Genomic DNA, 25,364 nt, shown 5'->3' on the forward strand with positions numbered 1-25,364 from the left:
GGGACCGGTGACGTACTTCACCTGGTCGTGGATGCCGCGTGACAGGACGAAAAAACAGCGCGCGAAAACAGCGCGACGCCTGGACCAGGTGCGCGTGGGCCAGGCGTCGCGTGCGGTCGACGTCAGTAGCTATGACGGGAAACGGACGCCGCCGCGTTCAGGATCCCTCCCGGAGGGGCCGGGAGGGAGGGGATCCGCCGAGGGCCTACTACTTCTTGACCTTGGTCCTGTGGCCGGTGACCTTGGCGATCCAGGTGATGAAGTCGCCGGGGTCGGTGTTGGCGCCGTGGCCCTGGTCCCAGTAGTAGAGGTGGTTGACGTCGTCTCCGAGGGTGTGCGCGGCGGCGGCGAGGTTCGCGGAGACCGTGTGCGAGGTGTCGGAGTCGTTCGTGCCGAGCCGGATCCACCAGTGCTTGGTGCGGGCTGGGTTGGGCTTGTCGACCAGGAAGTACATGGGGTTCATCAGCCGCAGCACTTCGGGGAGGTCGCTGTCGAGGCGCTTGCCCGTGACCCCGGTGGTGTCGTTCCTGAGGCTGTACGCCGTGAAGTGGCGGGCCTCGGTGGTGCCCTTGCCGAACAGGTTGTTCTCGCCGGCGGAGAGGTCGAAGGCGTCGAAGGCGGGGGTGGTCTTCTTGCGGGCGCCGACGTGGGTGAGGAAGTCGGCCCAGCTGAAGGTGGCCCTGCCGTTCTGCCAGGTGATGAAGGTGTTGGCGGCGAGGTAGGTCTCGCGGTCGGAGTCGGAGAGATCCGCGAGGTAGGTGGTGGCGGACGGCTCCAGGTACTGCCTGACCAGGTACTCGTCGTAGTTGCGGGCGGTCAGCGTGCCGAAGCGGCCCAGCCCCTTGACCTTCAGCGAGGCCTGGTACTCGGCGAACTGCGACTGCAGCGCCTTCGACACCGTCTGGTCGACCTGGCTGCCGGTGCTGAGCTTGTTGGCGCCCCAGTTCCACTCGTAGGAACCGTCGGCGTGCTCCAGGTCGGTGATCGGGCACCAGGCGCCGGTCGCGAAGATCGCGTCGGAGGCGTCGGCCGCGCCGAGCTCCTCGAGGTACGTGTCGTAGAGCGGGCTGTCGCCGGACGCGCCGAGGAGGGCGGACAGCGCGCCGCCTGCACTGGTGCCCGCGGACACGATCCGGTCGGTGTTGCCGGGGATGCGCCCCTTGTTGGCCCGCACATACCGCACGGCGGCCTTCAGGTCGACGATCGCCGCGGGCGCCACGCCGTAGTACTCACCGGCGGAGTCCGTGAGGGTACGGCCACGGGCGCCGGGCTCGACGACGACGTACCCGGCGGCGAGCGCGAGGAGCTGGTTGGAGCTGGTGGCGCCGCCGTCGGCGTTGGTGTTGCCGTTGCCGTTGGCGTTGGGGGCGGCCGAGGCGGAGGCGTCGCCGGTCGGCGCGCCGCCGGGGGCGCCGCCGGACATACCGCCGCTGCCGACCCCGGTGGCGTCGGCCACGGACGAGGGCATGTACCCGCCGACGGAGTTCGCGAACAGGATCGGCGCGTCGCTCGCGTCGACCGCGGTGCCGTCGATCACGACCGGGACGCTGACGGTCAGCGACTGGTACTTCTCGTCCACCGGGTCGGCGACATAGGTGATCGCCTTCCAGAAGTGGTAGGTCACGTCGTGTTCGTCGCCGTCGGTGTCCGTGACGGTGGTGGTGAGTTCGGTGTAGGCGTCGGGGTCGAAGGCGAGGGATCCCGAGGCGGAGGACGAGGCCGACGACGTGTTGTCGGACGCCTGCGCACTCAGGGCGACGCCGCCCACCGCGGCGACACCGGCGGTGGCGCCGATCCCTATGACGACCGACCTGCGGTTGACTGCCCTGTGCTTCACGGTACGACTCCCTCGCTGCTTTCCGGGTTGCGTCTGTGAACCTAGCGGGGTTGCGAACAAAATTGCCAACAATCCGCGGCCATTCATGGGGGACCCATAGCTTCATGGCGGACGCACAGCTTTCGCGGGCTTCCCGGATCCCGCGACCTGACGTACCGTCAGATTCATGGATACGATCTGGCTCACCGGTGCGGAATGGCTGGCCGTGCTGCGGATCGGGCTCGGGCTGTGGTGGCTGGAGAGCTGGCGGCACAAGGAGAAGAAGAGCTGGTTCGAGGGCTCCGGCATCGCGTGGGCGGCGGACGTCGCGGCCAAGCACCGCTGGAACGCCGTACGTTCCGGCTTCGCGATCGTCGTACAGCCGCGACCGCGCGTGATGGCGTACGTCGTCGTCTACGCGGAACTGGCCCTGGGCCTCGGCCTGATCGCGGGCTTCCTGACCCCGATAGCCCTGGTCGCAGGCCTGCTCCTCAACCTGGTCTACCTCGTCCTGATGATCCACGACTGGGCCGAACAGGGCCAGAACGGGATGATGGCGCTGATCTCGGTGGCCGGGCTGGGCGGGATGGCCTGGCAGACGTGGTCCGTGGACAACGCGCTGGGGCTCTTCCGGTGAGCGCGCGTTACGACCTTCCCGAGGCCGACGCCTTCACGCGGACCTACTGGGACGCGGCGGCGGAGGGCCGCCTCCTCATCCGACGCTGCGGGACCTGCGGCCGGGCCCACCACTATCCGCGCGAGTTCTGCCCGCACTGCTGGAGCGAGGACGTGACCTGGCAGCTCGCGAGCGGTCGCGCCACCCTCTACACCTGGTCCGTCGTCCACCGGAACGACCTGCCGCCCTTCGGCGAGCGGACCCCGTACGTCGCCGCGGTGGTCGATCTCGCGGAGGGGCCGCGGATGTCGACGGAACTGGTGGGGGAACCGGGCGAACTCTCGGCGGGGATGGAACTGGAGGTCGTCTTCCGGGAGGGCGTGCCGGTGTTCCGGCCTCTGGCGTCGTCCGAACGGCCGTGAGCGACGCCTACCAGCCGACGGCCGCCGGACCGAGGCTCAGCCCGGTCCTGCGGAGCCATTCCTCCTGGACGTCGCGGTTACGGGTGCCTATGGAGAGGTAGACCGCGTGGGTACCGGGGGCGGGTTCGGTGCACTGGTCGGTCCACACGCTGTTGAGACAGAGCTGTACTCCGCAGAGCTTCGACGAGGGCAGGCCCCGCAAGGCCCCGTACCAGGACACGTCGAAACCCAGCGGGCCCACGGCCTGGACCATGACGTCCAACTCCGCCTCCGTGCAGCTGTCGTCGCGGTCGCGCTCCCTGAACGACGGACCGCTCCAGACGGGAAGGTCCAGTTGGAGTCCCCCTTCCTCGATCAGGGGCCACACCTCGGCGATCTCGGCGCGCAACTCGACCTCAACCTGGTAGGCGTCGCCGACGCGCAACGCGTCGGTCCGGCCGATCACGCGCCAGAACTCGACCAGTCCGTCCGTCGGGAGAGGGCTGCCGTCACGGCATGTGAAGGCGCCCCAGGTGAAGTGGCGGCGTGCGTGGCGGAACTGGTCCACCGTCATGACAGGGCCGAACTCGGGAATGGGGTCGTCGACCCACTCCGCGAACACACCCAGCAGCTCACGGGCGCGCCGCAGGGCGCTCATGGCGTCCGGCAGCGGCTCGAGTACCTCATAAAGCAGGGACATTCCCATGCGCACCTCCCGGGAGCGGAGCGTACGCACGGCGCGCGTCGGCGTCGCCCGAATTGTGTGCCGCGGGCCGGTTGGGAGCGCGCCCGGGCCCGAGGTGTTGAATGGCCGGATGACCGACAGCCGCCAGTCGCGACACTCCCGTTCCGCCTCTCACGTCCCTGGCCTTCAGGGCCACGGCCTTGCCCTGCGGGCCTGGGAGCCGGATTCCGCCGTTGACGTGGACGCGTGGCTGCGTGGGCACCTCGACCCCGAGTTCCGGCGCTGGAACACGCCGATACGGACGGTTTCCGACGCCGTCGGCGCGCGGGAGTCGCTGAAGGCCAGGAGCGCGGATACGGCGGTGGGGACGAGTGTGTCGTTCTGCATCACGGACGCCGACGGCGGGGCGATCCTCGGGCAGGTCTCCGTGCATGCGATCGATCGGATTCTGAGTCATGGCGGGGTCGGGTACTGGGTGCTGCCCGAGGCGCGCGGCCGTGGCGTGGCCACCCGGTCCCTGTTGCTCGCGTCGCGCTGGGCCTTCGACGAACTCGGGCTGCATCGGCTGGAGTTGGGGCATGGCATGGGACATGACGCGTCGTGCCGGATCGCCGAGCGGTGCGGTTTCCGGTACGAGGGGACCCGGCGCGGGGCGATGTGGGAGCCGGAGCGGAGGAACGCGTTCCGGGACGTTCACGGGCATGGGCGGCTGGCCACGGATCCGGAGCCGGCGGCGCCGTAAAACGGGGGGCGGTGGGGCCACGGGGCGCGTCATGATGCGTGCCATGCGTCCCGATGGCTGGCATCTCACCCACGACCTCGAAGGCTTCCTCGCCCGCGCCGGCGACTTCCTCGCCTCGCGGCCCGCGCTGCACACCGTCCCGCTGACGGTGACGGACGGCCTGCGCGGCAGGGGACTGCATGTGTACGGCGACGAGGCCCCCGTCTTCGGCGTCCTGGTGGAGGAGGGGCAGGTGGCGGCCGTCTGCCTGCACACCCCGCCGTATCCGCTCAATGTCACTCCCCTCACCGAGGAGCAGGCCGACGCGCTCGCCGAGCGGCTGGCGTCCGCGGGGCATCCGCTTCCCGGGGTGTCCGGGGAGAGTGACACGGCCGCTGCCTTCGCCACGGTCTGGCGGCGGCGCACCGGTGCCCAGATCGCCGTCCAGCAGCGTCAACGTCTCTACCGGCTGGGTGAGTTGACCGTCGCGGAGCCGGTCCCCGAGGGCTCGCCCCGGGTCGCGACCGGCGCCCACCGTGCCCAGCTGATGCGGTGGTTCGAGGAGTTCGGGGAGAGCATCGGTGAGGCCGGCCTCCAGGACAGCGGGGGCTGGGCCGACTCCCGTATCTCCCACGGCGGGGCCGTCTTCTGGGAGGCACCCGACGGAACCCCCGTCTCCATGGCGTCCCGCACCCCCGAAGTGGCGGGCCAGATACGGGTCAACGCCGTCTACACACCGAAGGGACTGCGCGGTCGCGGCTACGCGGGCGCGGTGACGGTCGAGGTCAGCCGAGCCGCCCTCGCCTCCGGCGCCCGCGAGGTCCTCCTCTTCACCGACCTCGCCAACCCGACCAGCAACGGCCTGTACCAGCGGATCGGGTACCGGGCGGTGGCGGATTTCGCGGTGTACGCGTTCGGGGAGCGCGTGGCCTGATCAGGTGGTCACGGCCACAGCAGCAGCCGTGACCAGCCGCCCGTCTCTTCCTCCCTGCGGTAGGTCAGCCTTACGTGGCGCCGCCGCTCGTCGCCCTGGAAGAACTCCACCTCCGTCGGGTGGAGGTGGTACAGGGTCCAGGTCGGGGACTCGGCGGTCGGGTCCTGCCGGGCCTGGTCCCAGGCCGCCTGGGACACCTGCGCAAGTTCCTCCAAGGAGGACAGCGGCTCGCTCTGGCGGCCGGTCAGGGCCGCGGCCAGGGCGCCGGTCGAGCGGGCGTGCAGGTCGGCCCGGGCCTCCCCGGAGGGGGCGGAGGTGACCGGGCCGCGGACGCGGACCTGGCGGCCCAGGACATGCCAGTAGAAGGTGAGGGCCGCGTACGGGCGGGCGGCCAGCTGGCGGCCCTTGCGGCTCGTGGCGTGGGTCGCGAAGGACCAGCCGTCCGCGTCGGCGCCGTGCAGCATGACGACACGGGCGTCCGGGACGCCGTCCTCGTCGGTGGTGGCCAGGTTCATCGTGTGGGGTTCGGGCTGGCCGGCGGCGACCGCCCGCGCGAACCATTCCGTGAAGAGCGGCAGGGGGCCGTCCGGTGCCTTCCCCGTGTCGAAGGGCGGCAGCTCGGTCACCCCCGGCGCCCAGACGCGCAGTGACTTCAGCAGTTCATGGAGATCCGTGGCCATGCACCGAGTATCCGGTGAGTATCCGTTCCACCTGGCTTTCGGGCGGGGTGCCCGGTCCTTCGGGGCCGGGGTGAATGCCCGCTCCCGTGGTGCGGGGCAGGGGTAGCCGGGTCGCCGTCAGGGCGGTCCGGCGTCGTCGTCCGGGATGCCGAGGGTGGCTAGGGACGGGCGGTGGCGACGGGAAGTCGTGGGGCCTGGGGCCCGTGGTTGGCGGCCGGCAGTGGGTGGGGTGGTCACTCGCATGGGTGATGGTGATCGATGTTGTGCGCGGCCGTGGAACGTGTGGCCTACGTTCGCGGCGTGGCACGGTTTCGGTTGTATCCGACGGGCGGGCAGGTGCGGCAGATGCTGCTGCACTGCGCGCACTCGAGGTATGTGTGGAACCTTGCCGTCGAGCAGCATGCGCACTGGGAGCCGGGCCGCGGGTCCGCGCCGGGGTTTGCCGAGCAGTGCCGTCAGCTCACCGAGGCCCGGCGCGCCAATGAGTGGCTGGCGGCCGGGAACGCGGATGTGCAGCAGCAGGCCCTCAAGGACTTCGCCGCAGCCAGGCAGGCTCGTTTCACGTCCGGGTTCGGTGAGCCGACCTGGCGCAGGAAGTACCGGCATGAGGGTTTCCGTGTCATCGGCACCGACCGCGTCCCCGAGTACGACGAGGACGGCTCGGTGAAGCTGAACGCGAGGACCGGCCGGCAGGTCATGGGCCGCTCGGTCGTGGTGCGCAAGCTGAACCGGCGGTGGGCGCAGGTGAAGGTGCCCGGCTGCGGCTGGGTCCGCTTCCGCCTCAGCGCCGGCGGCAAGGGCGCGAAACTGCCCGACGCGAAGACGTTCCGCGTCACCTTCCGCAACGGGCAGTGGCATGCCGCGTTCGCCGTCGTCCCCGGGCCGGTCCCCGCGCCCGGCACCGGCGAGATCATCGGCATCGACCGCGGCGTCACCATCACCGCCGCCCTCTCCGACGGGCGGAAACTCAACTGCCCGCAGCTCACCACCCGGGAACGCGCCCAGATCCGCAAACACCAGCGCCGCGCAGCCCGCGCCCCCAAAGGCAGCGAACGGAAGGCGGCCGGGTACGCGAAGGCCGCGAAACTCAAGGCCCGCGAGGCCAACCGGCGCAAGGACTGGTGCGAGAAGACCAGTACCCTGCTCGCCCGCACCTACGACCTGATCCGGTTCGAGAAGCTGAACATCAGGAACATGACCCGCTCCGCGAAGGGCACAGTGGAGCGGCCCGGCCGGAATGTGGCGCAGAAGGCGGGGCTGAATCGGGGCATCCTCGCCCAGGGCTGGGGTCTCCTGCGTCAGCGCACCGGGCACAAGGCGCCGGGCCGGGTCGAGGACGTACCGGCCCCGTACACAAGTCTGCGGTGCAGTGCCTGTGGATGGATCGACAAGAACTCGCGCAAGAGCCAAGCCGAGTTCGTCTGTTCCTCCTGTGGCTTCACCTGCAACGCGGACACCAACGCAGCATCCAACGTCGCGGCAGGACAGGGCGGGATCCCCCGCCCCCGGCGAACAGCCGGTGCCGGAGGGGTGACAACGGCCACCAGCCGTGCGAACGCCCGTGAACCTCAACCCACCTGGGTTGGAATCCCCCTCTTTTCAGAGAAGGAGGATGTCAAGGGTCAGCGCCGGGTGAACTGGGCCCCCGTCGGCTGTACGGCGTCCGCGCGTACCGGGAGCGCGTCCAGCGTCAGCTGTTCGCCGTAGATGTCCGTCAGCCTGATCGCGCCGCCGCAGCCGGTGCCCTGTTCGGAGAGGAAGTAGTTGTACTCGGTGCGGGGGAGGGCGGTCCAGCCGCTGCCGGTGCGGAGCTCCAGACGGGCCAGCGGGTTGCGGTGGCCGATCGCCTGGATTCCGCACCAGTACTGGGTGGAGCCGGTCTTGTAGCGGACCGAGATCGTGCCGGCGTCCGCCGGGCTCAGCAGGCTCCAGCTGATCGGGATGCGGCCCGCCGAGAGAGGCGCCAGCTTGGCGAACGCCTGCTGGCTGAGGTCCAGTTGGCCCGGCTGGCAGGGTGCCGGGCACTCGTTGGTGATGCGGACCGTGATCGACGTGCCGCTCGCCGCGCGGACGGAGACGTACGCCCCGCACGCCTTCGACGTCTCGTAGTCCGCCGTGTTCATCGCCGCCGTCATGACGTCGGACGTCGGGCCGTAGGAGCAGGCGCCGTCGCCGTTTCCGACGTCGTAGGACGTCGCGACCCCCTGGTAGGTCGTGCCCGGCCGGATGCGGCCGGCCAGGGAACCGGTCGACGACGGTTTCCGGGGGGCGGCACTCGCGGCGGTCGGACGTGCCGAGGTCTTGGCCGGGGATGCCGAGGGGGATGTCGTCCTCCCGCTCGGTTTCGGGGTGGGGGAGGACGACGAGGACGACGTCGACGGGCTCGGGGACGGCGATCGCGGCGCCGTCGCCGTCGGGGTACCGCTTGACTCCGCTCCCGGGACCCGGCCGTCGGCGGCGGTCGTCCCGGTGTCGGGGCGGAAGGCCACGACCAGGGAGACGAGCAGCGCCACGGCTGCCACGGCGCCCACGGCCACCGCGGGGGTACGGAGTCCGCGTCGGCCCGGGCGGGGACGGCGGCGGTGCGAAGAGGATGCCACGGATGAATCCTTACGCGGTTCGGCGGAACATGTCCTGGAAAGCTTCCGACTCGTCGGTCGCCGCCGAAGCCCGAAAGGTTGCCGCCCACCCCGTATTCAATCCCGCCCCAGGACCACCGTCCCCGACGAGCAGAACCATCCCCCGGTGCCGGACGCGACCCCCAGGCGGGGCAACTCGCCGTCCCGGACCCGTACTTGTCGCTCCCCGCACTCCCCCCGCAGCTGTCGTACCGCCTCCACCAGCAGGAACAGCCCCCGCATTCCGGGGTGTTGGGCCGAGAGCCCGCCTCCGTCGGTGTTCACCGGGAGGGCTCCGGTCAGCGTCAGCCGGCCCTTCTCCACGAACGCCCCGCCCTCGCCCTTCTCGCAGAAGCCCAGGTCCTCGAGCGTCACGAGCGTCATGTAAGTGAAGGCGTCGTAGATCTGCGCGAAGTCCATCTCCTGCGGACGCAGTCCGGCGCGTGCGAACGCCAGGCGGCCGCTCACCGCCGCCGGCGACACGGTGAAGTCCTCCCACTCCGACATGCTCGCGTGCGAGACGTGCTCGCCGGTGCCCAGGACCCACACCGGGGCGGTACGGCAGTCCCGTACGTACTCCTCCGCCGCCAGCAGGACCGCCGCGCCGCCGTCCGAGCGGAGGCAGCAGTGGAGTTTGGTGAACGGGTCGGCGATCATCGGGCCGGACAGCACGTCGTCCACCGTCACCGGGTCGCGGAACATCGCCTCCGGGTTCAGCGCCGCGTTCGCCCTCGCCTGCACCGCGACCTCCGCCAACTGCTCGATCGTCGTGCCGTGTTCGAGCATGTGACGGCGGGCGGCCATCGCGTACTTCGCGATGAGCGTGTGGCCGTACGGCACCTCGAACTGGAGCGGGCCCCGGCCGCCGAACGCGAAGGTGCCGCTGCGGCGGCCCGCCCGGATGTCGGCGCGGGGCGTGGAACCGTAGACCAGGAGGACGGCGTTCGCGTGGCCGGCGGCTATCGCGTCGGCCGCGTGCGCCGCCATCACCTCCCAGGTCGCGCCGCCCACGGAGGTGGAGTCGACCCAGGTGGGGCGCAGGCCCAGGTAGTCCGCCACCTCGACGGGGGCCAGGGTGCCCAGGCCGGCGGAGGCGAAGCCGTCCACCACCTCCCGGGCCAGCCCCGCGTCCGCCAGCGCGCGGCGGGCCGCCTGGGCGTGCAGGGCGTAGGGGGTCGCGTCGTCCACTCGGCCGCAGTCGGAGAGCGCGACGCCCACCACGGCCACCTTCCGGCTCCCCGCGGTCATGGTCCCCGCAGTCATGAGAGGCCACCTCCCTCTGTGCATCTCGGTCTGGTGCTCCTAATATGACGGACCGTCAGATCCGGAGGGAAGTGCCATGGACCCCAGCTTCACCGCCGAGCAGGACGAGATCCGCCGCACCCTGCGAGAACTGCTCCGCAGGCGCTGCGGCCCCGAGGAGCTGCGGACCGCCCTCGCCACCCCCGCCGGACACGACCCCGCCCTGTGGGCCGCCCTCGCCGAACAGCTCGGGCTGCCCGGGCTCGCCCTTCCGGCGGGCCACGGCGGCGTCGGCTGTCCGCCCAGCGATCTCGCCCTCGCCGCCGAGGAGACCGGCCGGGTGCTCGCCCCGACCCCGCTCCTCGCCACCTCCGTCCTCGCCGCGCCGCTGATCCTCGCGCTCGGCACCGACGCCCAGCGCGCCCGGCTGCTGCCCCGGATCACCGACGGCACCCTGACCGCCGCCCTCGCCGTCCCCGGCCCCGCCCTCGCCACCGCCCTCACCCTCACCGGCCCGGGCGACGGCGACTGGGCGGGCGGGGGGCGGGCGGGGGGAGTGCAGGCGCGCCGTGCGGGCGACGGGGGCGGCTGGCGGCTCTACGGAGAGGTCGTCCAGGTGCTCGACGGGCACAGTGCCGGGTTGCTCGTCGTCGCCGCGCACGCCGGGGGGTTCGCGCGCTCTCGGACTCTGTTGTTTCTGGTGGCGGGGGACGCCCCCGGGGTCGTACGGACGCGGCAGACCGCGCTTGACGCCACCCGGCCGCAGGGCAGGATCCAACTGCGGGAGGTGGAGGTCGAGTTGCTCGGTGAAGAGGGCACGGATGTCTCGCCGGCGCTGGCTCGTGCCGGGGACTTCGCCGCGGCCTTCCTCGCCTGTGAGGCGGTCGGGGCGGCGGGGCGGGCGCTGGAGCGGACCGTCGAGTACCTGGGGCAGCGGGAGCAGTTCGGGCGGGTGGTCGGGTCCTTCCAGGCGGTGCAGCACCGGCTGGCGGACGTGTACGTCCAGGTCCAGGCGGCCCGGTCCGCCGCGTACTACGCCGCGTGGGCGGCGAGCGGGCAGGGCGAACGCGTCGGCGGCCTCGCCCTCGCGCAGGCGCTGGAGGCGTTGCGCCGCGCCGCCGCCGAGGGCATCCAGCTGCACGGCGGGATCGGCTTCACCTGGGAGCACGAGGCGCATCTGTACTTCAAGCGGGCCGCCGGCGACGAACTGCTGTTCGGGCCCGTGCACCGGCTGCGCGCCCACGCGGCCGACGCGGCCGGGCTGTTCGAGCGGACGGAGGTGGCGGTGTGATCGGGCTGCGGCTCGTACAGAAGGTGTCGTCGACGCGGGCCTTCGCGAAGGTCGCCCCGCATCTCGTTCCGGCGCTCGACCGGGCCGTCCACCGGCTCTCCCGGGGAAAGGTGCTGCTCAGCGCACAGCTGCTGCCGGGGGTGATCCTCACCTCGACGGGGGCGCGGAGCGGGCAGCCGCGGCGGACTCCGCTGGCCTGCATGCCGGACGAGGGCCACGGGGGCTGGATCCTCGTCGGGTCCAACTTCGGGCGCACCGGGCATCCCGCCTGGACCGCCAACCTGCTCGCCCGTCCCGACGCCGAGATCAGCTGGAGGGGCTCCGACATCCGGGTGACGGCGCGGCTGCTGGAGGGGGAGGAGCGGGCCGCCGTATGGAAGGAACTGCTGGCGTTCTGGCCGCCGTACGCGACCTATCAGGCGCGGGTGGAGCGGGAGATCCGGGTGTTCCGGCTGACGCCGGGAGACCGGAACGGCACGGGCGGTGGTCCACCCCAGTGAACCACCGCCCGCCAGACAGGACTTGGTGACCGCATCGTCGGTGCGACTACTTCGTCGGCTTCTTGCCGGTAACGCCCAGGTGCACCAACAGCGCCAGGTTCGGCTTGAGTTCAGCCTGCTTGACGCCCCACGTCTGGAAGCCCTTCTGGTGCGAGGCGACCGCCGCGAGCATCGCGACGAGCGAACCGGCGACCGCCGCCGGGTTCACGTCCTGGTCGACCCTGCCCTTGGACTGCAACTCGGTGACGGCGTCCACCAGGGAGTTGTTCACGGAGTTGAGGATCTTCATCCGGAGTTTGTAGAAACGTTTGTCGCCTTCGGCCGCGCCGAGGTCGACGACCCGCAGGATCGCGTCGTTCTTCTTCCAGAACTCCAGGAATCCGTCGACGAGTTCCTGCGCCGTCTGCCAGCCCGCCTTGCCCACCCAGGACCGGCCGGTCAGCACCTCGGTCAACCCGGCGCCCTCGGCGGCCATTTGCTCGGCGATCTCCAGGACGGCGCCCTCGACGTCCGGGAAGTACTGGTAGAAGGTCGCCGGCGAAGTACCCGCCTTGCGGGCGACGTCGATGACCTTGACGTCGCGGTACGGAGAAGAGCTGAGCATCTCGCTGAGGCAGTCGAGCAGCTTCTGCCGCGTCGCCTGCCCGCGCCGACCGGCCACGCGGCCGTCGACGGTACGCACTTGTCCTGTCATGACGTCAGCTTACCGAGGGGTGATCGGAGCGCTATTCGGCCGACTGCAAATGGGGTGCGCGGGGCTGCGCGGGAGGGTGTGCCTGGTCTGCGGCCCGCGTGAACCGCCGTTAGTTTGGCTGTATGGCCGAAAACAGGGCATCAGTGCACACGGAGGGACACCCGAAGGGATTCCCCGAGGGCGTCCCCTGCTGGGTGGACGCGCAGCTTCCGGATGTGCACGCGGGCGAACGGTTCTACGGTGAGCTCTTCGGGTGGAGCTTCGAAGAGGTGTACGGCGGATCCGTGTGGGCGCGGCAGGACGAGGCGGTCGTCGGCGCGCTGGCCCAGAAGACGGACGGGCGGATGCCCACTGTCTGGACGGTCTCGTTCTCCACGCCGGACGCCGAGGCCACCGTGGGCCGGATCCGGGCGGCCGGCGGGCAGGTGGTGATGGGCCCGCTGCCCCTGGACGGGCTGGGGAAGGCCGTTCTCGCCGCCGACCCCGAGGGGGCCGTCTTCGGGCTCTGGCAGGCGGGCAGCCACCCCGGTTTCGGGATCCGGCACACCCCGGGCAGCTTCGCCTGGGCGCAGCTGTACGCCAGGGACACCGAGGCCGCCAACACCTTCTACGGCCATCTCTTCCACGAGGCGCTGTTCGGGCCCGGCGCGGAGCCCGACTTCGGCCGGTCGCCCGTCGGGGACGTCTTCGCGGACGTCATGCCGCCGCACTTCCTGGTCCATTTCGGTGTCGAGGACTGCGAGGCCGTCCTCGGTGCGGTGAGCCGGCTCGGGGGGCGGGTCCAGGCGGGTCCGTTCACGGCTTCGTACGGAATCGTGGCGGTCGTCACAGACAATCAAGGGGCGTCCTTCGCGCTGCTCCAGCGCTGAAGGAGCCACTCGGCGCCCCGTTTCGTCCTATATGAAATGAGACACCCTGATTGCCGCCGGGTTCGCAACGAGCCGCCCGGCCAGGAAGAATCGGGGTGCGTGCCGCCACGGCGGTGCGGTGGTGAGACGCTGCACTTCGGTCGCGTACACATAGATGGGTGACGTGGCCCGTACGGGGAGGTGGCAGGCAAGTGGTGGATCAGCTGACGCAGCACGATCCGCGGCGGATCGGGCCGTTCGAGGTGCTGGGACGGCTGGGGGCCGGCGGCATGGGGCTGGTCTATCTGGCGCGCTCCGCGTCGGGACGGCGCGTGGCGATCAAGACGGTCCGCACCGAGCTCGCCGAGGACCAGCTCTTCCGTGTGCGCTTCACCCGCGAGGTGGAGGCGGCCCGGGCGGTCTCCGGCTTCTACACGGCCGCCGTGGTCGACGCCGACCCGCGCGCCGCCGTGCCCTGGCTGGCCACGGCCTACGTCCCCGCGCCCTCCCTCGAGGAGATAGTGAACGACTGCGGGCCGCTGCCGGCCCAGGCGGTGCGCTGGCTGGCGGCGGGCGTCGCGGAGGCGCTCCAGTCGATCCACGGCGCCGGGCTCGTCCACCGCGACCTCAAGCCGTCGAACGTGCTCGTCGTCGAGGACGGGCCCCGGGTGATCGACTTCGGTATTGCCTCCGGTGTTTCGAACACGCGTTTGACTATGACGAACGTCGCTGTCGGTACGCCGGCCTACATGTCCCCCGAACAGGCCAAGGACTCCCGCAGCGTCACGGGCGCCAGCGATGTCTTCTCGCTCGGCTCGATGCTCGTCTTCGCCGCCACCGGGCATCCGCCCTTCCACGGCGCGAACCCGGTCGAGACGGTCTTCATGCTGCTCCGCGAGGGCCCGGACCTGGAAGGACTCCCGGAGGAGCTGCGCCCGCTCATCGAGTCCTGTATGCAGATGGAGGCCACCGGCCGCCCCAACCCGGCCGACCTCCAGGCCCAGCTCGCGCCTCATCTGTTCGGTTCCGGCTCGGACGACAGCGGTACGGCGTCGGCGTGGCTGCCCGAGAAGGCGGTCACGATGATCGAGACCCGCCGGGGCGGCCGTCCCGCCCCCAAACCGGCGCCCGCGAGCCCGCGCAGCCTCGGCGGCGGCCGGGGTGCCGTACCGGCCCCGGGTCCTGCGCCGATCCCGCCTCCGCCCTCCCGCGACCCGATCGTGCCCGTCGCCGTGGGCGCCCCCGACACCGGGCCGGTCCGGCTGGCCGGCGGCGCCGTGCCGATCGGGCCCGGCCCACGCGTCGCCGACGTACGCGCCACGGCCGCCATCAAGGCACCGATGCCCGAGCCCGGCCTGGTCGCCTCCTGGACCCGGGTCCGCCCCGGCCTCAACGGCGCCGACGGGATGGGCAACGGCCTCGCCGCCACCGCCGCCCCGCAGAGCGCGCCCCCGGAGACCCCGCCGGGCTGGCGGCCCTGGCGCTTCCGCATGTCCAACGACGTCTGGGGCACCCCGGCCGTCGCCGGCGACCTCGTCTACGTCACCTCCTTCGAGGTGCACGCCCTCGACGTGGCGACCGGCCGGCGCCGTTTCAAGACGCGGGACGTGGCCTGGTCGATGGCGGTCGCGGACGGCCGTGTGCACGCCTCCGACGGCCCGACCCTGTTCGCCCTGGAGGCCAGGGAGGGCGCCGACCTCTGGCGCCTTCAGACCGACGCCTGGGTGTACTCCCTCAAGGCCGACCGCGGGACCGTCGTCACCGGCACCCGGGGCGGCGGCGTACAGGCCTGGGAGGCGTCCAACGGCCAGAAACTCTGGGAGATCAGCGGCTGCCAGACCGACTTCGAGTCCCCCGAGGCCGGCCCCACCCTCCACGAGGGCACGGTCTTCGTCTGGCAGGACGCCCGGCTCAGAGCCCTGGACGCCCGAACGGGTGACGAGCGCTGGTCGTACCCCATCGGCGACGCGGCCTCCTGCGGCGGCGTCCCGGTCCGGGTCACACCCGCCCCCGACGGCCATGTGTACCTCTCCGCGGGGACGCGCGTGCTCGGCGTGGACGTGACGAGCGGCAGGGTGCGCTGGCACTTCGAGGCCCCCGCGGTGTTCCTGTCCCCGCCGGCCTTCGTCCCCGGCCCCGCGGTCACCGGCGGCGGTGTCTACCTCGCCGACTACCTCGGCACGGTCTACGCCCTCGACGCCGCCGACGGCCGCGACCGCTGGCGTATCGCGACGGAGGCCCGGTCCTCCGTCGACCCCGTCCTGGTGGCGGCCGGCCACGTCCACGTGGGCAGCGGCAAGGGCCTCTACACCCTGGACGCGGTCACCGGCACCCCCAAGTGGCGCTTCCAGGCGGGCGGCGACATCGTGGGCTCCCCGGCGGTCGCCGAGGGCCGTATCCACTTCGGCTCCACCGACCGCCTCCTCTACACCCTCAAGGCCGACGACGGCCGGCTGCGCTGGAAACTGGCCACGGGCGGCGAGATCACCGGCTCCCCGGTGGTCCGCGACGGCGTGGTCTACGCCTGCAGCAAGGACCGCTGCGTGTACGCCCTGGACGCGGAGAAGGGCACGGGAACGGCACGTACGGCTTGATCCCGGTGCGGGTTGCCGGGGACGGCCGTCGCTGATCCGCGGCGCGCTCAAGCTCGCCGGGTACGTCAACACCGCCACCGGAAGCCCACACCGAACGCCACCGCGTCCTCGCCGTCTACGGCATCACGTGATCAACCAGACATCCGAGGCACACGCCGGGGCCCTGAGGGGCCTGCCGATCAATAACTCGTCGATCTTGGTAGGGATTACGGGAGGGCGGGGTCGTGCCCGGCGATCGCGGCGAGCCGTTGTGCCGTGGTCACGGTGAGGGCGCCGACCGGGAGATCACGCCGCCGCTGATGTCGTGGTCGACGCCCTTCCCGGCGTCCATCAGGGAGAGGAGGGCGCCGAGGTAGACCGGCTCGTCGCGGGCGTCGCGCAGCTCGACCGGGTAGCCGATCTCCGAGATCCGGCCGGTCCTCACGGTCGGGTCGGCGACCTTCAGGCTCTTGGCGTAGAGCGGCTCGGACACCGTGAACGGACCCGTGAGCGCGGGTCGCTTGCCGAGGCGAAGGTGACCGAGACACTGCGCGACCGCTGGGCGTGGGTGCTCGACGCGATGGCGGAGAGCGGCGCTATCACGGCACGGCAGCGCGCCGAGGCCCGCTTCCCGGCGTTCCGGTTCTATCCGCCGGGCACGACCGAGGGCCAGCGGCAGTACATGATCGACGTGGCCGCGAAGGAGGCCGCCGACCGGCTCGGCATCCCCGAGGACGAACTGGCGCGCGGCGGCTACACCGTGCGGACCACCTTCGATCTGGCGCTCCAGGACAGCACCACCGAACGGCTGAAGGACCTCAAGGGCCGCAAGGGCACCCGGCTGCACACCGCCGTCGTGGCGATCGAGCCCGGCGACGGAGCGCTGCGGCTGCTGTACGGGGCGGCTCGGACTACGACGCCCGGCAGCCGTGCAACGACGCGGTGGACGGGGCGGTGGAGGCGGGCACGGCACTGGATCCCTTCAGCAGGCTGCCGCTGGGCGACCCGCTGAACGGACTGCGTGGGACCGCGGCCCCCACGCCGCTGAAGCCGGCCTCCGCGTACGCGACGCCGGCGGCGGACGGTGTGTACGCGACGCCGTACACCGTCGCGAAGATCACCAGGGACGGCCGGACGGTCTACACCGCGCACGCCGACACCCGGCGCGTGCTGGAGGAGAAGCACGCGTACGGGGTGCGGGAGAAAGTGCTCAGCGGGGCGGTCGACCGGTCCTCCGCCGGCGCGGACTCCGCGCCGACCTTCCTCACGGCCGGGGCGGGCGGCGGGATCACCCGCCGGACCATGTGGTCCACCGGACTGGACTCCCGGCTCGCCCTGACGGTCGTACGCTTCGCCGACCGGCCCGGCAAGAAGAAGAACACGACCCTGCCCGCCCAGTTGCCGAACGACCCTCCGCAGGACAAGGAGACGGAGCTGACCGCCGCCCAGATCTGGGAGCTGGCCACCAGCGGACACGGGACCTGAGCCCGGCTCGAAGGACGGGGCGAAGGACGGGTCAAAGGTCGCTCACAATTTTTTCGCATCCTTTTTCGGATCGGTGACAACCTCCCCCGCACCCCGCCCCGTAAGAACGGCATGGAGTACTACTCACCGCGCACCGCAGTCGAAGTCGAGCGCGACTTCGACGAGTTCGCGCGCAGCCGCCAGGCGCATCTGCGCCGCACGGCGTATCTGCTGTGCGGTGACTGGCACTTGGCCGAGGACCTGACGCAGACGGCGCTGGCGAAGCTGTACGCCGTGTGGCGCCGGGTGCGGAAGGACGCGCCCGACGGCTACGCCCGCAAGGTGCTGTACCGGACGTTCGTGGACGAGACCCGCCGGCGCCGCTGGTGGGAGCGCCCGAGGGCGTACGAGTACGACGCGACGGCCCCGGCGCACGACCCGGAGCTGCGGGTGACGCTGCTGGCCGCGCTGCGGCAGGTGCCCGCGCGCAGCCGGGCGGTGCTGGTGCTCCGGTTCTGGGAGGACCAGAGCGTGGAGGCGACCGCGGCGGCCCTGGGATGCAGTGTCGGCACGGTGAAGAGCCAGACCTCCCGGGGTCTGGACGCGCTGCGCCGGATCCTGGGCGACACACCGCTCGCGCCGTCGTCCTGGAGCGGCGGCGGGGACGGCACGGGCAAGGACACGGGAACCGACTATCTGACGGCGGGGTGGTGAGCATGGCTGGGGAGCACGGTGCGGGCGGAGGCAGAACCGGAGGTGGCGGCGGGGGCGGTGACGCGTACGAGTTCGCCCTGGTCGATGCGCTGGGCGGGCTGAGCCCGGGGGCGGATGAACCGCCGATGCCGGATCTGCTGCCGGGCGCGGTCTCGCGGGGCCGGCGGATCCGCCGTCGGCGCCGGGCCGGGGTGGCGCTGGGCGTGGCGGCGGCAGTGGTCGCCGTCGCGGCCGGCGGGTACGCGGCGCTCCTGCCGCCGCCGCAGACCCGGTCCTCCGTGCCGGCCGTGCGGCCGTCGGTCTGGTATCCGTCGCTGGCGCTGCTGCGGACGGTCGTACCGGCGGAGGCCGGCACGGTCGACGCGGCGGGTACGCGGCCGGCGGACCGGTCGCGGCCGTACTACCGGCTGCGCGACGCGTCCGGCGCGGAGACCCATCTCTATGTCTCGGTCGCCCGGTCCGTGGGCGGCGGACCGCCGCCCACGGACGACCAGGCGAACTGCCGGGGCGAGGACGGCCGGGTGTTCACCACCCCGTGGGGCGGCCGGCCGATCAAGTGCCATCTCGTCCAGTGGAAGACGGGCGACAGTCTGGTGGAGTTCTACGTTCCGCAGGAGGAGCTGCCCGGACCCGGCAACCACGAGGACGCTCCGTACGCCGTGGGGGTCTCCAACGTGACCTCCGGGGGCTGGACCGTGCAGGTGATTGCGGGCCAGGCCGACGGGAACCCCGCCAACGCCTCGGACTACGCGACGTCGATCCATCCCCTGCTGTACCAACTGGCCACCGAACCGCGGCTCTTCGACGCCGTGACCCCATAACCGAAAAACCGACCGAGCAAGTGACCTACCCTTCACACGAACGGAGATGTGGCATGCCCATGCCCATAACGCTGCCCAAGAACGCCTTGCGCGATTCCCTGATCGCTGTCTGCGTGGCCGGACTGCTCCCCCTGCTGGCCGCCTGCGGCGGCGGAGACAGCTCCGCAGACGGCTCCGGGGACGGCAAGACCGCCGCCGGTTCCACCGGCGACGCCGGCACCAAGACGGTCGACGGCGCCGTGCAGCTCAACATCCCGGAGGGCGTGGACGCCGACACCAAGAAGCAGTACATCCAGGAGAACGCCATCGCGGCCTGTATGAGGAAGCAGGGCTTCAGCTACACACCGCACGTCGCGGCGGCCGGCGTGGTCAACCCCAACCACGACGGGGACGGCGCGGACTACGCGCTGGCGAAGAAGTTCCGCCAGAAGTGGGGCTTCGGCACCTACGCCGCCGCCGCCTACCCTGACGACCCGAACGCCCCCTTCAGCAACGCGGGCGGCAAGGTCGGCGGCAAGTCCACCACCCCCCTGGACGACGACCAGAAGGGGATGACCCCCGCGCAGCTCAAGGCCTACGACGCGGCACTGTACGGCCCCCCGGCCAAGACCAAGGCGGAGGAGAGGGACGCCGGCTGCAGCCTCGAGGGCACGACCGCGGCGTACGGCGCTCCGGCCAGCGCCGAGCAGGAGAAGAAGAAGCAGAACGCCAAGAACGAGGAGAACCGGCAGAACGGCCTGGCCCTCAACGGCGATCCCGAGCTGGTCCAGCTCGCCCAGGACTACGCCGCCTGTCTGAAGCGGGAGGGCATCGAGCCCTCCACCACCCAGCCGACCGGCATGGCCACCGTGGTGCGGATTGACCTCAGCAACAAGCTGCCGGAGAACTCCGGCGACCTGACCAAGGAGCAGGCGGTGCCGCTGCTCACCGCGGACATCGACATCGCGCTGAAGGACCTGGAGTGCGGCAAGAAGTTCCGCGCTGCGTACTTCCCCAAGGAGAAGGCCCACCCGTACTGGGGAGCCGGAGTATGAGCCGTCTGGGCAGCCGCAGGAAGCTCGGCGCCCTGGTCGGGGCCGTGGTCATGGTCGGCGCCGGGGGCTGGGTCGCCGGTACCCAGGTGCACTCGCCCGCCGACGCCGCCGCCGCGCGCCGCGCGCCGAAGGCCGGACCGGTGACCGTGGAGGTGGGGCGGCGTTCGCTCACCGCGACCGTGGTGGCGACCGGAACGGTGTCGTTCGCCTCGCCCCGCCCCCTCTCGCTGGCCGGCTCCGTCGGCGCCGGCGCGATCGCGGACGCGGCCGGCGAGGGCGCCGAGCAGCGGGTCACCAAGGCGCCGGCGGCCGGTACCAAGGTCAAGGAGGGCGACGTACTGATGACGGTCAACGGCCGCCCGGTGCTGGCCCTGAGCGGATCTGTCCCGATGTACCGCCCGATGGGCCCCGGCGCCTCCGGCGACGACGTCAAGCAGCTCCAACGGGCCCTGCGGCGGCTCGGGTTCGAGCCCGGGGCGATCAGCGGCACCTTCGGCCAGGGCACGGCGGCGGCGGTCACCGCCTGGTACCGCGCCAAGGGCTTCGAGGCCCAGCAGCCCGGCGCGGAGGACCAGCAGCAGCTCGGCCAGCTCCAGCAGGCGGTGTCCAGCGCGCAGGAGACCCTCCTGACGACACAGAACCCGCAGACCGGCACGGAAGGGAGCCCGCAGGAGAGCACGAGCCCGTCCAGCGGGCCGTCCGCGACCGACCAGCAGGTCCACGCGCTCCAGCTCGCTTCCGCGCGCAGGTCCCTGACCATGGCGAACGCTGCCCTCAGCACCTTCCAGGCCACCTACGGCACCAAGGTCCCGGCCGGTGAGGTCGTCTTCTTCCCCAAGCTGCCCGCGCGGCTGGACAAGGTGACCGTCAAGGCGGGCGACGCCCCGTCGGGGCCGATCGGTACGGTGACCAGCTCCGACCTGATAGTGGAGGCGACCGTACCGGGTTCGGACGCCGAACTCCTGCGGCGCGGCATGTCCGTCGCGGTGACGACGGCGGACGGCGAGAAGGTAAGGGGCGAGGTGGACGCGATCGGCTCCGACGCGGCGCCGGCCACCGGGTCGACGGGGGACGAGTCCGCCGCCACGGACACATCGGACACCGGCGAGACGGATGACTCGGGCGATACGGCCGACACAGCCGACCCGGCCGGCACCGGTGGCGGCTCGGGTCCGGTCCAGCTGCGGATCGCCGTCCCCGAGCCCGGGCCGCTGGCCGGGCAGGCCGACGCCGCCGTGAGGGTGACCATCGAGGTCGGCGCCTCCGACGGCAAGGTGCTCGCGGTGCCGATCGCCGCGATCCACACCTCGTCCGACGGGGAGGCCCGGGTGCAGGTCGAGCGGAACGGCGGGGTGCGCGACGTCTCCGTGACCGTGGGGCTCGCGGCGGCCGGTCTCGTCGAGGTGAAGGCGCCCGGGGGGACGCTGAAGGAGGGCGACCGGGTGGTGATCGGCCGGTGACCCCCACGAGCGCCGCCCCCGTCATCGAAATCACCGACGTACGGCGGACCTTCGACTCCGAACCGCCCGTGCACGCCCTGCGCGAGGTGTGTCTGACCGTACGGCGCGGCGAGCATCTGTCGATCGTCGGGCCGTCCGGCTCCGGCAAGTCGACGCTCCTCAACACCCTCGGCCTGCTGGACCGGCCGTCGTCGGGCTCGTACCGGCTGGACGGAGTGGAGACCACCGGGCTCGGCGATCTCGAACGCACCGCGCTGCGCGGCAGCCGGATCGGGTTCGTGTTCCAGTCCTTCCATCTGCTGCCGTACCGGACCGTGGACGAGAACGTGATGCTGGCGGAGGCGTACCGCAGGCCCCGCCCCGGCCGGGCACGCGGCGGCCGGCTCGACCGGGCCCGGGTGGCCCTGGAGCGGGTGGGCCTCGGTCACCGCTCGGGGTTCCGGCCCGACCGGCTGTCTGGCGGCGAACGCCAACGGGCCGCCATCGCACGGGCGTTGGCCGGCGACCCGGCGCTGCTGCTGTGCGACGAGCCGACCGGCAACCTGGACAGCGAGAACACGTCCTCCGTGCTGGGGCTCTTCGACGAACTGTGCGCCCAGGGCATCACGCTGGTCGTCATCACCCACGACGAGGCGGTCAGCCGCCGGGCCGGCCGGCGGGTACGGATCACCGACGGCCGGCTCACCGAGGAGAGCGGATGAAGCGCGCGACACGGCATGCCGAGGGTGCCGAGCGCCCGTGGATGGACGTCCGGGACCTGTGGACGGAGGCCCTGGCCGGGGTGATGGCCCGCCCGGTGCGGTCCGCGCTGACCACGCTCGGCACCGTGCTGGGCATCACCACGCTCGTCATCACGATCGGCGTGGCCACCACGGCGGGCAACCAGATCGTCGGCCGGTTCGACGCGCTGACGGCGACCTCGGTGACGGTGACCGTGCCGCAGACGCCGCCCGGTCTGGACGACACCGGGCCGCTGGTGGACTGGTCGGGCACCGACGCGGTACAGCGGCTGGCCGGGGTGGACTCGACCGCCGCGCTGGCCGACTCGCCGGCGTTCACCAGTGTCCAGGTGCGCTCCAGCAACGTGAACGTGCCCGGCGGCACCTCCGCCCAGACCCTCGCCGTCGTCGCGGCGTCGGCCGACCTGCCCGCCGCCGTACGCGGCGCGATGACCGTCGGACGGTTCTACGACGCCGGTGACATCGCCCGCCGAGACCAGGTGGCGGTGCTCGGTGACCAGGCGGCGCGGCTGCTCGGCATCCACCGGGTGGAGGACGCCCCGGCGGTCTTCTTCAACGGCCAGTCGTACACGGTCGTCGGCATCCTCGGCGGCATCGAGCGCGAGCGGCAGCTGTCCACCGCCGTGCTCCTCCCGCCCACCACCGCCGCCGACCGGCTCGGGCTGGAGGACGTCACCCGCGTCCTGGTCAACACCGCGCTCGGCGCGGCCCGGCAGGTCGCCAGGCAGGCGCCGATCGCGCTGGCGCCCGGCCACGAGGACGCGCTGACGGTCGTGGCACCACCCGATCTGTCCAAGGCGCGGGACGGCGTCCAGAACGACGTCAACGGTCTCTTCCTCGTCCTCGGCCTGGTCTCCCTGGTGGTGGGCGCGATCGGCATCGCGAACGTCACCCTGGTGACGGTGATGGAACGCGTCGGCGAGATCGGCCTGCGCCGGGCCCTGGGCGCGTCCCGCCGCCAGGTGGCCGCGCAGTTCCTGCTGGAGTCGACGACGATCGGCCTGCTGGGCGGGGTGATCGGGGCGTCCCTGGGCATCGCGACGGTGGTGTCCGTCGCCGTCGCCAAGGACTGGACCCCTGTCCTCGACCTGCGCCTCTCCCTCGGCGCCCCGCTGGCCGGAGCCCTGGTCGGCCTCCTCGCCGGCCTCTACCCCTCGCTGCGTGCGGCCCGCCTGGAACCGGTCGACGCCCTACGCGCACCGTCCTAGTGTCCTGCGCCAGTAGTTGATCGTGAGAAGTTGCATGACTTCTGCTGCTGGTGCGTCAGTTCCTCGTCGGGGCCCGAAGCTTGAACCGTTGTTGCTGTCCGCTCTTTGTAGAGGTCAGCGTCGTGGCGTGTGGGGCGGCCACCCTGGCTGCCCTTCTTCTTCCGGTTGGCGGCCTGGTCCTTCTTCTCCGGGATGACTGCCTTGATGTTGCGTCTGCGCAGGTAGGAGCGGTTCGCGCGGGAGGAATAGGCCTTGCCGCCGACGCGGAGCCGCTCGACGGATCAGCAGTGCACCGACCATCCACGTGCGCCCTACCAACCCGTTCCATGCCGCGCCTCAACCCGGAGGGGGGACGTTCGCGCGCCCAACCCTCCGATGCCACAATCGGCCCGCCGACGGCCAGCCCTCAGTCCCATCGCCTCGCGAACTCGGCTCCGGCCAGCAGGTCGACGATCCGCACGAGCGGATCATCGAGCCCCATGGCGACCAAGACATCGGCGGGAAGGACTACGTACTTTCCCTTCTCCTTCGTGACACGGCAGGGAAAGCGGCCCGCCCTCACCAGTCCGCCCGCCTTCGCTGCGTCGACTCCGAGGAGATCTGCCACCTTGCGGAGGGGCGAGTAGTCGTCGTCAAGGAGGCTCGCACGGTCGACAAGACTGCGCGGATCCGTCGTGCGCTCGCCAACATCGCGATGGACCTCCAGGACTTCAACTCCCTGATGGCGCTGGGCATCCACCAGCTTTCGTCCCCTCCGGCAACCCCCGCATCCTACGACCCAACAGCCCACGAAAACCGAGGAGTTATTAATCGGCAGGCCCCTGGCTCCGCCCCTGAGCGGGGCGGAGCTGTTACGGCCGTTCATGCAGGCCAGACGTCTTCCGCCTGGCTTTGTTCAATCGGGCCGCGACGGAAAGCTGGTCAGCAGCTCTCGACCGACCGGCAGATCATGAAGGACACGGCCTCCATACGCTTGTTCTGCCCGGTGGTGCCGATCGCGTTGGTCTCGCCGTTGACCCCGCAGTACCAGACCGGGTTCCAGCCCACGCTCTGCACATAGGAGTTGCCGCAGATCGTCCCTGTCTGCACACCGAAAATCACCGCTTCCAGGCGGAGCCCCGAACCTGCGGAGCCGAGCGTGATGCGGGTGCCGGACGCGGCGCACTTCTCAGCCCCCCACCCGCTGCCCTGCCGATAGCCCCTGGCACAGAGACTGCTCCCGGCGACCGCCATCTGAACGGCCTCGATCGCGCGCCCCCCTCCGGCCGCGCCGACCGACACGGACTGTCCGGCGTTGGCACACTGCTCGGCCGTCCAGCCGGAACCCTGCACGTACACCTTGGCGCAGACCCTGTTCGCCGCCGCGGCCGAAGCCGGGGAACTCATGGACAACGCCAACGCCACAGCCGCCACACCGACTGTCAGAATGCGTCCGATCCCGCTGTTTATTCGTGTCACGGCCATTCCACTCCATCTATCTGGACAACGATATTCGGGGACCACTATCGCGGACTGTGCATAACGGACAGGCCAGTCCGATCTTTTCCTGATGAAGGGGAGGGGGCGCGTCCGCACCCCCTCCCCTTACCGAGCCGGGTCTACCAGACGTAAAGGGCCCACGCGTTGTCCTTGGTCTGGGCACATCGGAAGCCCGTGATCTTCCCCTGCTGGGCCCAGGTGTTGCCCGCGGTCTGACAGGCGACGGCGCTGCTGAAGAGGCGCGGACTGGCGGTGGCGGCGGAGGCCGAACCGGCTCCCAGCGCCAGAGACGAAGCGGCGATGGCGCCTACAGCGGAAACAGTCAGAACGCGACGTATGTTCTTCAATTTTTCTCCCCATTGGGTAGGACAGCGGGCGGTTTGACGCCACCGCAAAGCCGTGAGGATCACGACACCACTGCCGTTTCCTGCAGACGGCGATCATCGCGGAATGGTTGCTTCGACATCGCCTCGTTCTGTGCCCAGGTTTTGCCCACGCCCGCCTGGACGGTAATGACGACCTGATGGAAGAAGGAGATTTTCCCAATTGGCCACGAAAGATCAGACCGCGGATGCACCCCACTCGCCGGAATCGCATCCTTCCCGGTGATGGCCCGATCCCGATCATCCGAGAGGACACCCATGTCGCCCAGCCCGTCCCGAGGCGCGCGCCGAACTGTCTCCGGTCTCGCCGCCACCGCTCTGCTGGCCCTGGCCGGCCCCCTGGCGGCCCCGGCCTCACCCGCGTCGGCCGCCACGGGAACCGGGCAGATCAGTACGGTCACCTATACGGCGGCGGAGCGGACCGCGGCCCTCTCGTACTGGA

The 25,364-nt window shown here is 71.4% G+C and carries 29 protein-coding genes and 1 pseudogene; 18 read left to right on the top strand and 12 right to left on the bottom strand.

The genetic code is table 11. From position 1 onward, the window contains the following. Positions 1-208: 208 nt before the first annotated feature. Entirely contained in the window at positions 209-1,837 is a 1,629-nt protein-coding gene (locus tag ACFPIH_RS44465; RefSeq protein ID WP_381176913.1) for a subtype B tannase, read from the bottom strand. A gap of 166 nt (positions 1,838-2,003) precedes the next feature. On the opposite strand from ACFPIH_RS44465, the gene ACFPIH_RS44470 reads away from it, so the two are divergent. Beyond that, positions 2,004-2,453: a DoxX family protein gene (locus tag ACFPIH_RS44470; protein ID WP_381176910.1), complete on the top strand. Its 450-nt coding sequence runs from the start codon at positions 2,004-2,006 to the stop codon at positions 2,451-2,453. Then, entirely contained in the window at positions 2,450-2,854 is a 405-nt protein-coding gene (locus ACFPIH_RS44475) for a Zn-ribbon domain-containing OB-fold protein (protein ID WP_381176907.1), read from the top strand. Before ACFPIH_RS44470 ends, ACFPIH_RS44475 begins: the two co-directional genes overlap by 4 nt. Positions 2,855-2,861: 7 nt before the next feature. Here the strand turns inward: ACFPIH_RS44475 and ACFPIH_RS44480 are convergent, their stop codons facing one another. Continuing rightward, the gene (locus ACFPIH_RS44480; protein ID WP_381176904.1) at positions 2,862-3,533 is read right to left on the bottom strand and encodes a hypothetical protein; all 672 of its coding nucleotides are present in this window, start codon (positions 3,531-3,533) and stop codon (positions 2,862-2,864) included. Positions 3,534-3,648: 115 nt separating this feature from the next. Between ACFPIH_RS44480 and ACFPIH_RS44485 the strand changes: the two genes are divergently transcribed. Together ACFPIH_RS44485 and ACFPIH_RS44490 are read left to right on the top strand one after the other, a co-directional pair. Then, positions 3,649-4,260, top strand: coding sequence for a GNAT family N-acetyltransferase (locus ACFPIH_RS44485; protein WP_381176901.1), 612 nt, complete (start codon positions 3,649-3,651; stop codon positions 4,258-4,260). A gap of 43 nt (positions 4,261-4,303) precedes the next feature. Then, positions 4,304-5,173 (top strand): GNAT family N-acetyltransferase, encoded by an 870-nt coding sequence (locus ACFPIH_RS44490; protein WP_381176898.1) that lies wholly within the window; start codon positions 4,304-4,306, stop codon positions 5,171-5,173. Positions 5,174-5,181: 8 nt separating this feature from the next. On the opposite strand, the gene ACFPIH_RS44495 is transcribed toward ACFPIH_RS44490, so the two are convergent. Then, positions 5,182-5,853 carry a pyridoxine/pyridoxamine 5'-phosphate oxidase gene (locus ACFPIH_RS44495; protein ID WP_381176895.1) on the bottom strand — a complete coding sequence of 224 codons (672 nt, stop codon included), beginning with the start codon at positions 5,851-5,853 and terminating at the stop codon, positions 5,182-5,184. A gap of 300 nt (positions 5,854-6,153) precedes the next feature. On the opposite strand from ACFPIH_RS44495, the gene ACFPIH_RS44500 reads away from it, so the two are divergent. After that, positions 6,154-7,560 carry an RNA-guided endonuclease InsQ/TnpB family protein gene (locus tag ACFPIH_RS44500; RefSeq protein WP_385878822.1) on the top strand — a complete coding sequence of 469 codons (1,407 nt, stop codon included), beginning with the start codon at positions 6,154-6,156 and terminating at the stop codon, positions 7,558-7,560. Here ACFPIH_RS44500 and ACFPIH_RS44505 read toward each other — a convergent pair. After that, on the bottom strand, positions 7,476-8,453 hold the full coding sequence (locus ACFPIH_RS44505) for an expansin EXLX1 family cellulose-binding protein (RefSeq protein WP_381176887.1): 978 nt from the start codon (positions 8,451-8,453) through the stop codon (positions 7,476-7,478). The two genes, ACFPIH_RS44500 and ACFPIH_RS44505, sit on opposite strands and share 85 nt — an antisense overlap. 96 nt (positions 8,454-8,549) lie before the next feature. Beyond that, entirely contained in the window at positions 8,550-9,719 is a 1,170-nt protein-coding gene (locus tag ACFPIH_RS44510) for a thiolase C-terminal domain-containing protein (RefSeq protein WP_381177302.1), read from the bottom strand. A gap of 91 nt (positions 9,720-9,810) precedes the next feature. Here ACFPIH_RS44510 and ACFPIH_RS44515 point away from each other — a divergent pair, with 91 nt between their 5' ends. Beyond that, positions 9,811-11,004 carry an acyl-CoA dehydrogenase family protein gene (locus tag ACFPIH_RS44515; protein WP_381176884.1) on the top strand — a complete coding sequence of 398 codons (1,194 nt, stop codon included), beginning with the start codon at positions 9,811-9,813 and terminating at the stop codon, positions 11,002-11,004. Continuing rightward, on the top strand, positions 11,001-11,504 hold the full coding sequence (locus ACFPIH_RS44520) for a nitroreductase family deazaflavin-dependent oxidoreductase (RefSeq protein WP_381176881.1): 504 nt from the start codon (positions 11,001-11,003) through the stop codon (positions 11,502-11,504). Before ACFPIH_RS44515 ends, ACFPIH_RS44520 begins: the two co-directional genes overlap by 4 nt. 46 nt (positions 11,505-11,550) lie before the next feature. Here the strand turns inward: ACFPIH_RS44520 and ACFPIH_RS44525 are convergent, their stop codons facing one another. Then, complete coding sequence (locus ACFPIH_RS44525) at positions 11,551-12,186, bottom strand: TetR family transcriptional regulator (protein ID WP_381177299.1); 636 nt, start codon at positions 12,184-12,186, stop codon at positions 11,551-11,553. Positions 12,187-12,320: 134 nt separating this feature from the next. Between ACFPIH_RS44525 and kbpA the strand changes: the two genes are divergently transcribed. Continuing rightward, positions 12,321-13,067, top strand: a complete 747-nt coding sequence (kbpA, locus tag ACFPIH_RS44530; protein ID WP_381176878.1) for an AfsK-binding protein KbpA — start codon at positions 12,321-12,323, stop codon at positions 13,065-13,067. 191 nt (positions 13,068-13,258) lie between these two features. Then, the gene (afsK, locus tag ACFPIH_RS44535; RefSeq protein ID WP_381176875.1) at positions 13,259-15,640 is read left to right on the top strand and encodes a protein serine/threonine kinase AfsK; all 2,382 of its coding nucleotides are present in this window, start codon (positions 13,259-13,261) and stop codon (positions 15,638-15,640) included. A gap of 259 nt (positions 15,641-15,899) precedes the next feature. Here the strand turns inward: afsK and ACFPIH_RS44540 are convergent, their stop codons facing one another. After that, complete coding sequence (locus tag ACFPIH_RS44540; RefSeq protein ID WP_381176872.1) at positions 15,900-16,112, bottom strand: hypothetical protein; 213 nt, start codon at positions 16,110-16,112, stop codon at positions 15,900-15,902. Between the two features lie 42 nt (positions 16,113-16,154). Here ACFPIH_RS44540 and ACFPIH_RS44545 point away from each other — a divergent pair, with 42 nt between their 5' ends. The 8 genes from ACFPIH_RS44545 to ACFPIH_RS44580 all read left to right on the top strand — a co-directional run bounded on the left by ACFPIH_RS44545 (position 16,155) and on the right by ACFPIH_RS44580 (position 23,060). Then, positions 16,155-16,631, top strand: coding sequence for a hypothetical protein (locus ACFPIH_RS44545; RefSeq protein WP_381176869.1), 477 nt, complete (start codon positions 16,155-16,157; stop codon positions 16,629-16,631). Further along, on the top strand, positions 16,562-17,104 hold the full coding sequence (locus ACFPIH_RS44550; RefSeq protein ID WP_385878826.1) for a hypothetical protein: 543 nt from the start codon (positions 16,562-16,564) through the stop codon (positions 17,102-17,104). Before ACFPIH_RS44545 ends, ACFPIH_RS44550 begins: the two co-directional genes overlap by 70 nt. Positions 17,105-17,215: 111 nt before the next feature. Continuing rightward, entirely contained in the window at positions 17,216-17,797 is a 582-nt protein-coding gene (locus tag ACFPIH_RS44555; protein WP_381176863.1) for a SigE family RNA polymerase sigma factor, read from the top strand. A 2-nt stretch (positions 17,798-17,799) separates the two neighbouring features. Beyond that, complete coding sequence (locus tag ACFPIH_RS44560; RefSeq protein WP_381176860.1) at positions 17,800-18,618, top strand: hypothetical protein; 819 nt, start codon at positions 17,800-17,802, stop codon at positions 18,616-18,618. Between the two features lie 53 nt (positions 18,619-18,671). Then, a complete protein-coding gene (locus ACFPIH_RS44565; protein ID WP_381176857.1) occupies positions 18,672-19,652 on the top strand; it encodes a hypothetical protein in 981 nt (326 codons plus the stop codon). Then, complete coding sequence (locus ACFPIH_RS44570; RefSeq protein ID WP_381176853.1) at positions 19,649-21,112, top strand: peptidoglycan-binding protein; 1,464 nt, start codon at positions 19,649-19,651, stop codon at positions 21,110-21,112. Before ACFPIH_RS44565 ends, ACFPIH_RS44570 begins: the two co-directional genes overlap by 4 nt. Then, entirely contained in the window at positions 21,109-21,813 is a 705-nt protein-coding gene (locus ACFPIH_RS44575) for an ABC transporter ATP-binding protein (RefSeq protein ID WP_381176850.1), read from the top strand. The genes ACFPIH_RS44570 and ACFPIH_RS44575 overlap by 4 nt, the downstream gene beginning before the upstream one ends. After that, positions 21,810-23,060 (top strand): ABC transporter permease, encoded by a 1,251-nt coding sequence (locus ACFPIH_RS44580; protein ID WP_381176846.1) that lies wholly within the window; start codon positions 21,810-21,812, stop codon positions 23,058-23,060. Before ACFPIH_RS44575 ends, ACFPIH_RS44580 begins: the two co-directional genes overlap by 4 nt. Before the next feature lie 98 nt (positions 23,061-23,158). On the opposite strand, the pseudogene ACFPIH_RS44585 reads toward ACFPIH_RS44580, so the two are convergent. The 5 genes and pseudogenes from ACFPIH_RS44585 to ACFPIH_RS44605 all read right to left on the bottom strand — a co-directional run. After that, positions 23,159-23,314: pseudogene (locus tag ACFPIH_RS44585) on the bottom strand (IS5/IS1182 family transposase); the annotation flags it as partial. Between the two features lie 152 nt (positions 23,315-23,466). Further along, positions 23,467-23,799, bottom strand: coding sequence for a hypothetical protein (locus ACFPIH_RS44590; protein ID WP_381176843.1), 333 nt, complete (start codon positions 23,797-23,799; stop codon positions 23,467-23,469). 182 nt (positions 23,800-23,981) lie between these two features. Then, entirely contained in the window at positions 23,982-24,446 is a 465-nt protein-coding gene (locus ACFPIH_RS44595) for a hypothetical protein (RefSeq protein WP_381176840.1), read from the bottom strand. A 212-nt stretch (positions 24,447-24,658) separates the two neighbouring features. Next, positions 24,659-24,886, bottom strand: a complete 228-nt coding sequence (locus ACFPIH_RS44600) for a hypothetical protein (protein WP_381176837.1) — start codon at positions 24,884-24,886, stop codon at positions 24,659-24,661. Positions 24,887-24,945: 59 nt separating this feature from the next. After that, the gene (locus tag ACFPIH_RS44605; RefSeq protein ID WP_381176834.1) at positions 24,946-25,182 is read right to left on the bottom strand and encodes a hypothetical protein; all 237 of its coding nucleotides are present in this window, start codon (positions 25,180-25,182) and stop codon (positions 24,946-24,948) included. On the opposite strand from ACFPIH_RS44605, the gene ACFPIH_RS44610 reads away from it, so the two are divergent. Further along, positions 25,181-25,364, top strand: a 184-nt coding sequence (locus tag ACFPIH_RS44610; protein ID WP_385878831.1) for a hypothetical protein, incomplete at its 3' end; no start/stop codon positions are given. The genes ACFPIH_RS44605 and ACFPIH_RS44610 overlap by 2 nt on opposite strands.

Origin of the sequence: Streptomyces vulcanius (genome assembly GCF_042653945.1) — a bacterium.
Taxonomy (GTDB): domain Bacteria; phylum Actinomycetota; class Actinomycetes; order Streptomycetales; family Streptomycetaceae; genus Streptomyces; species Streptomyces mangrovi.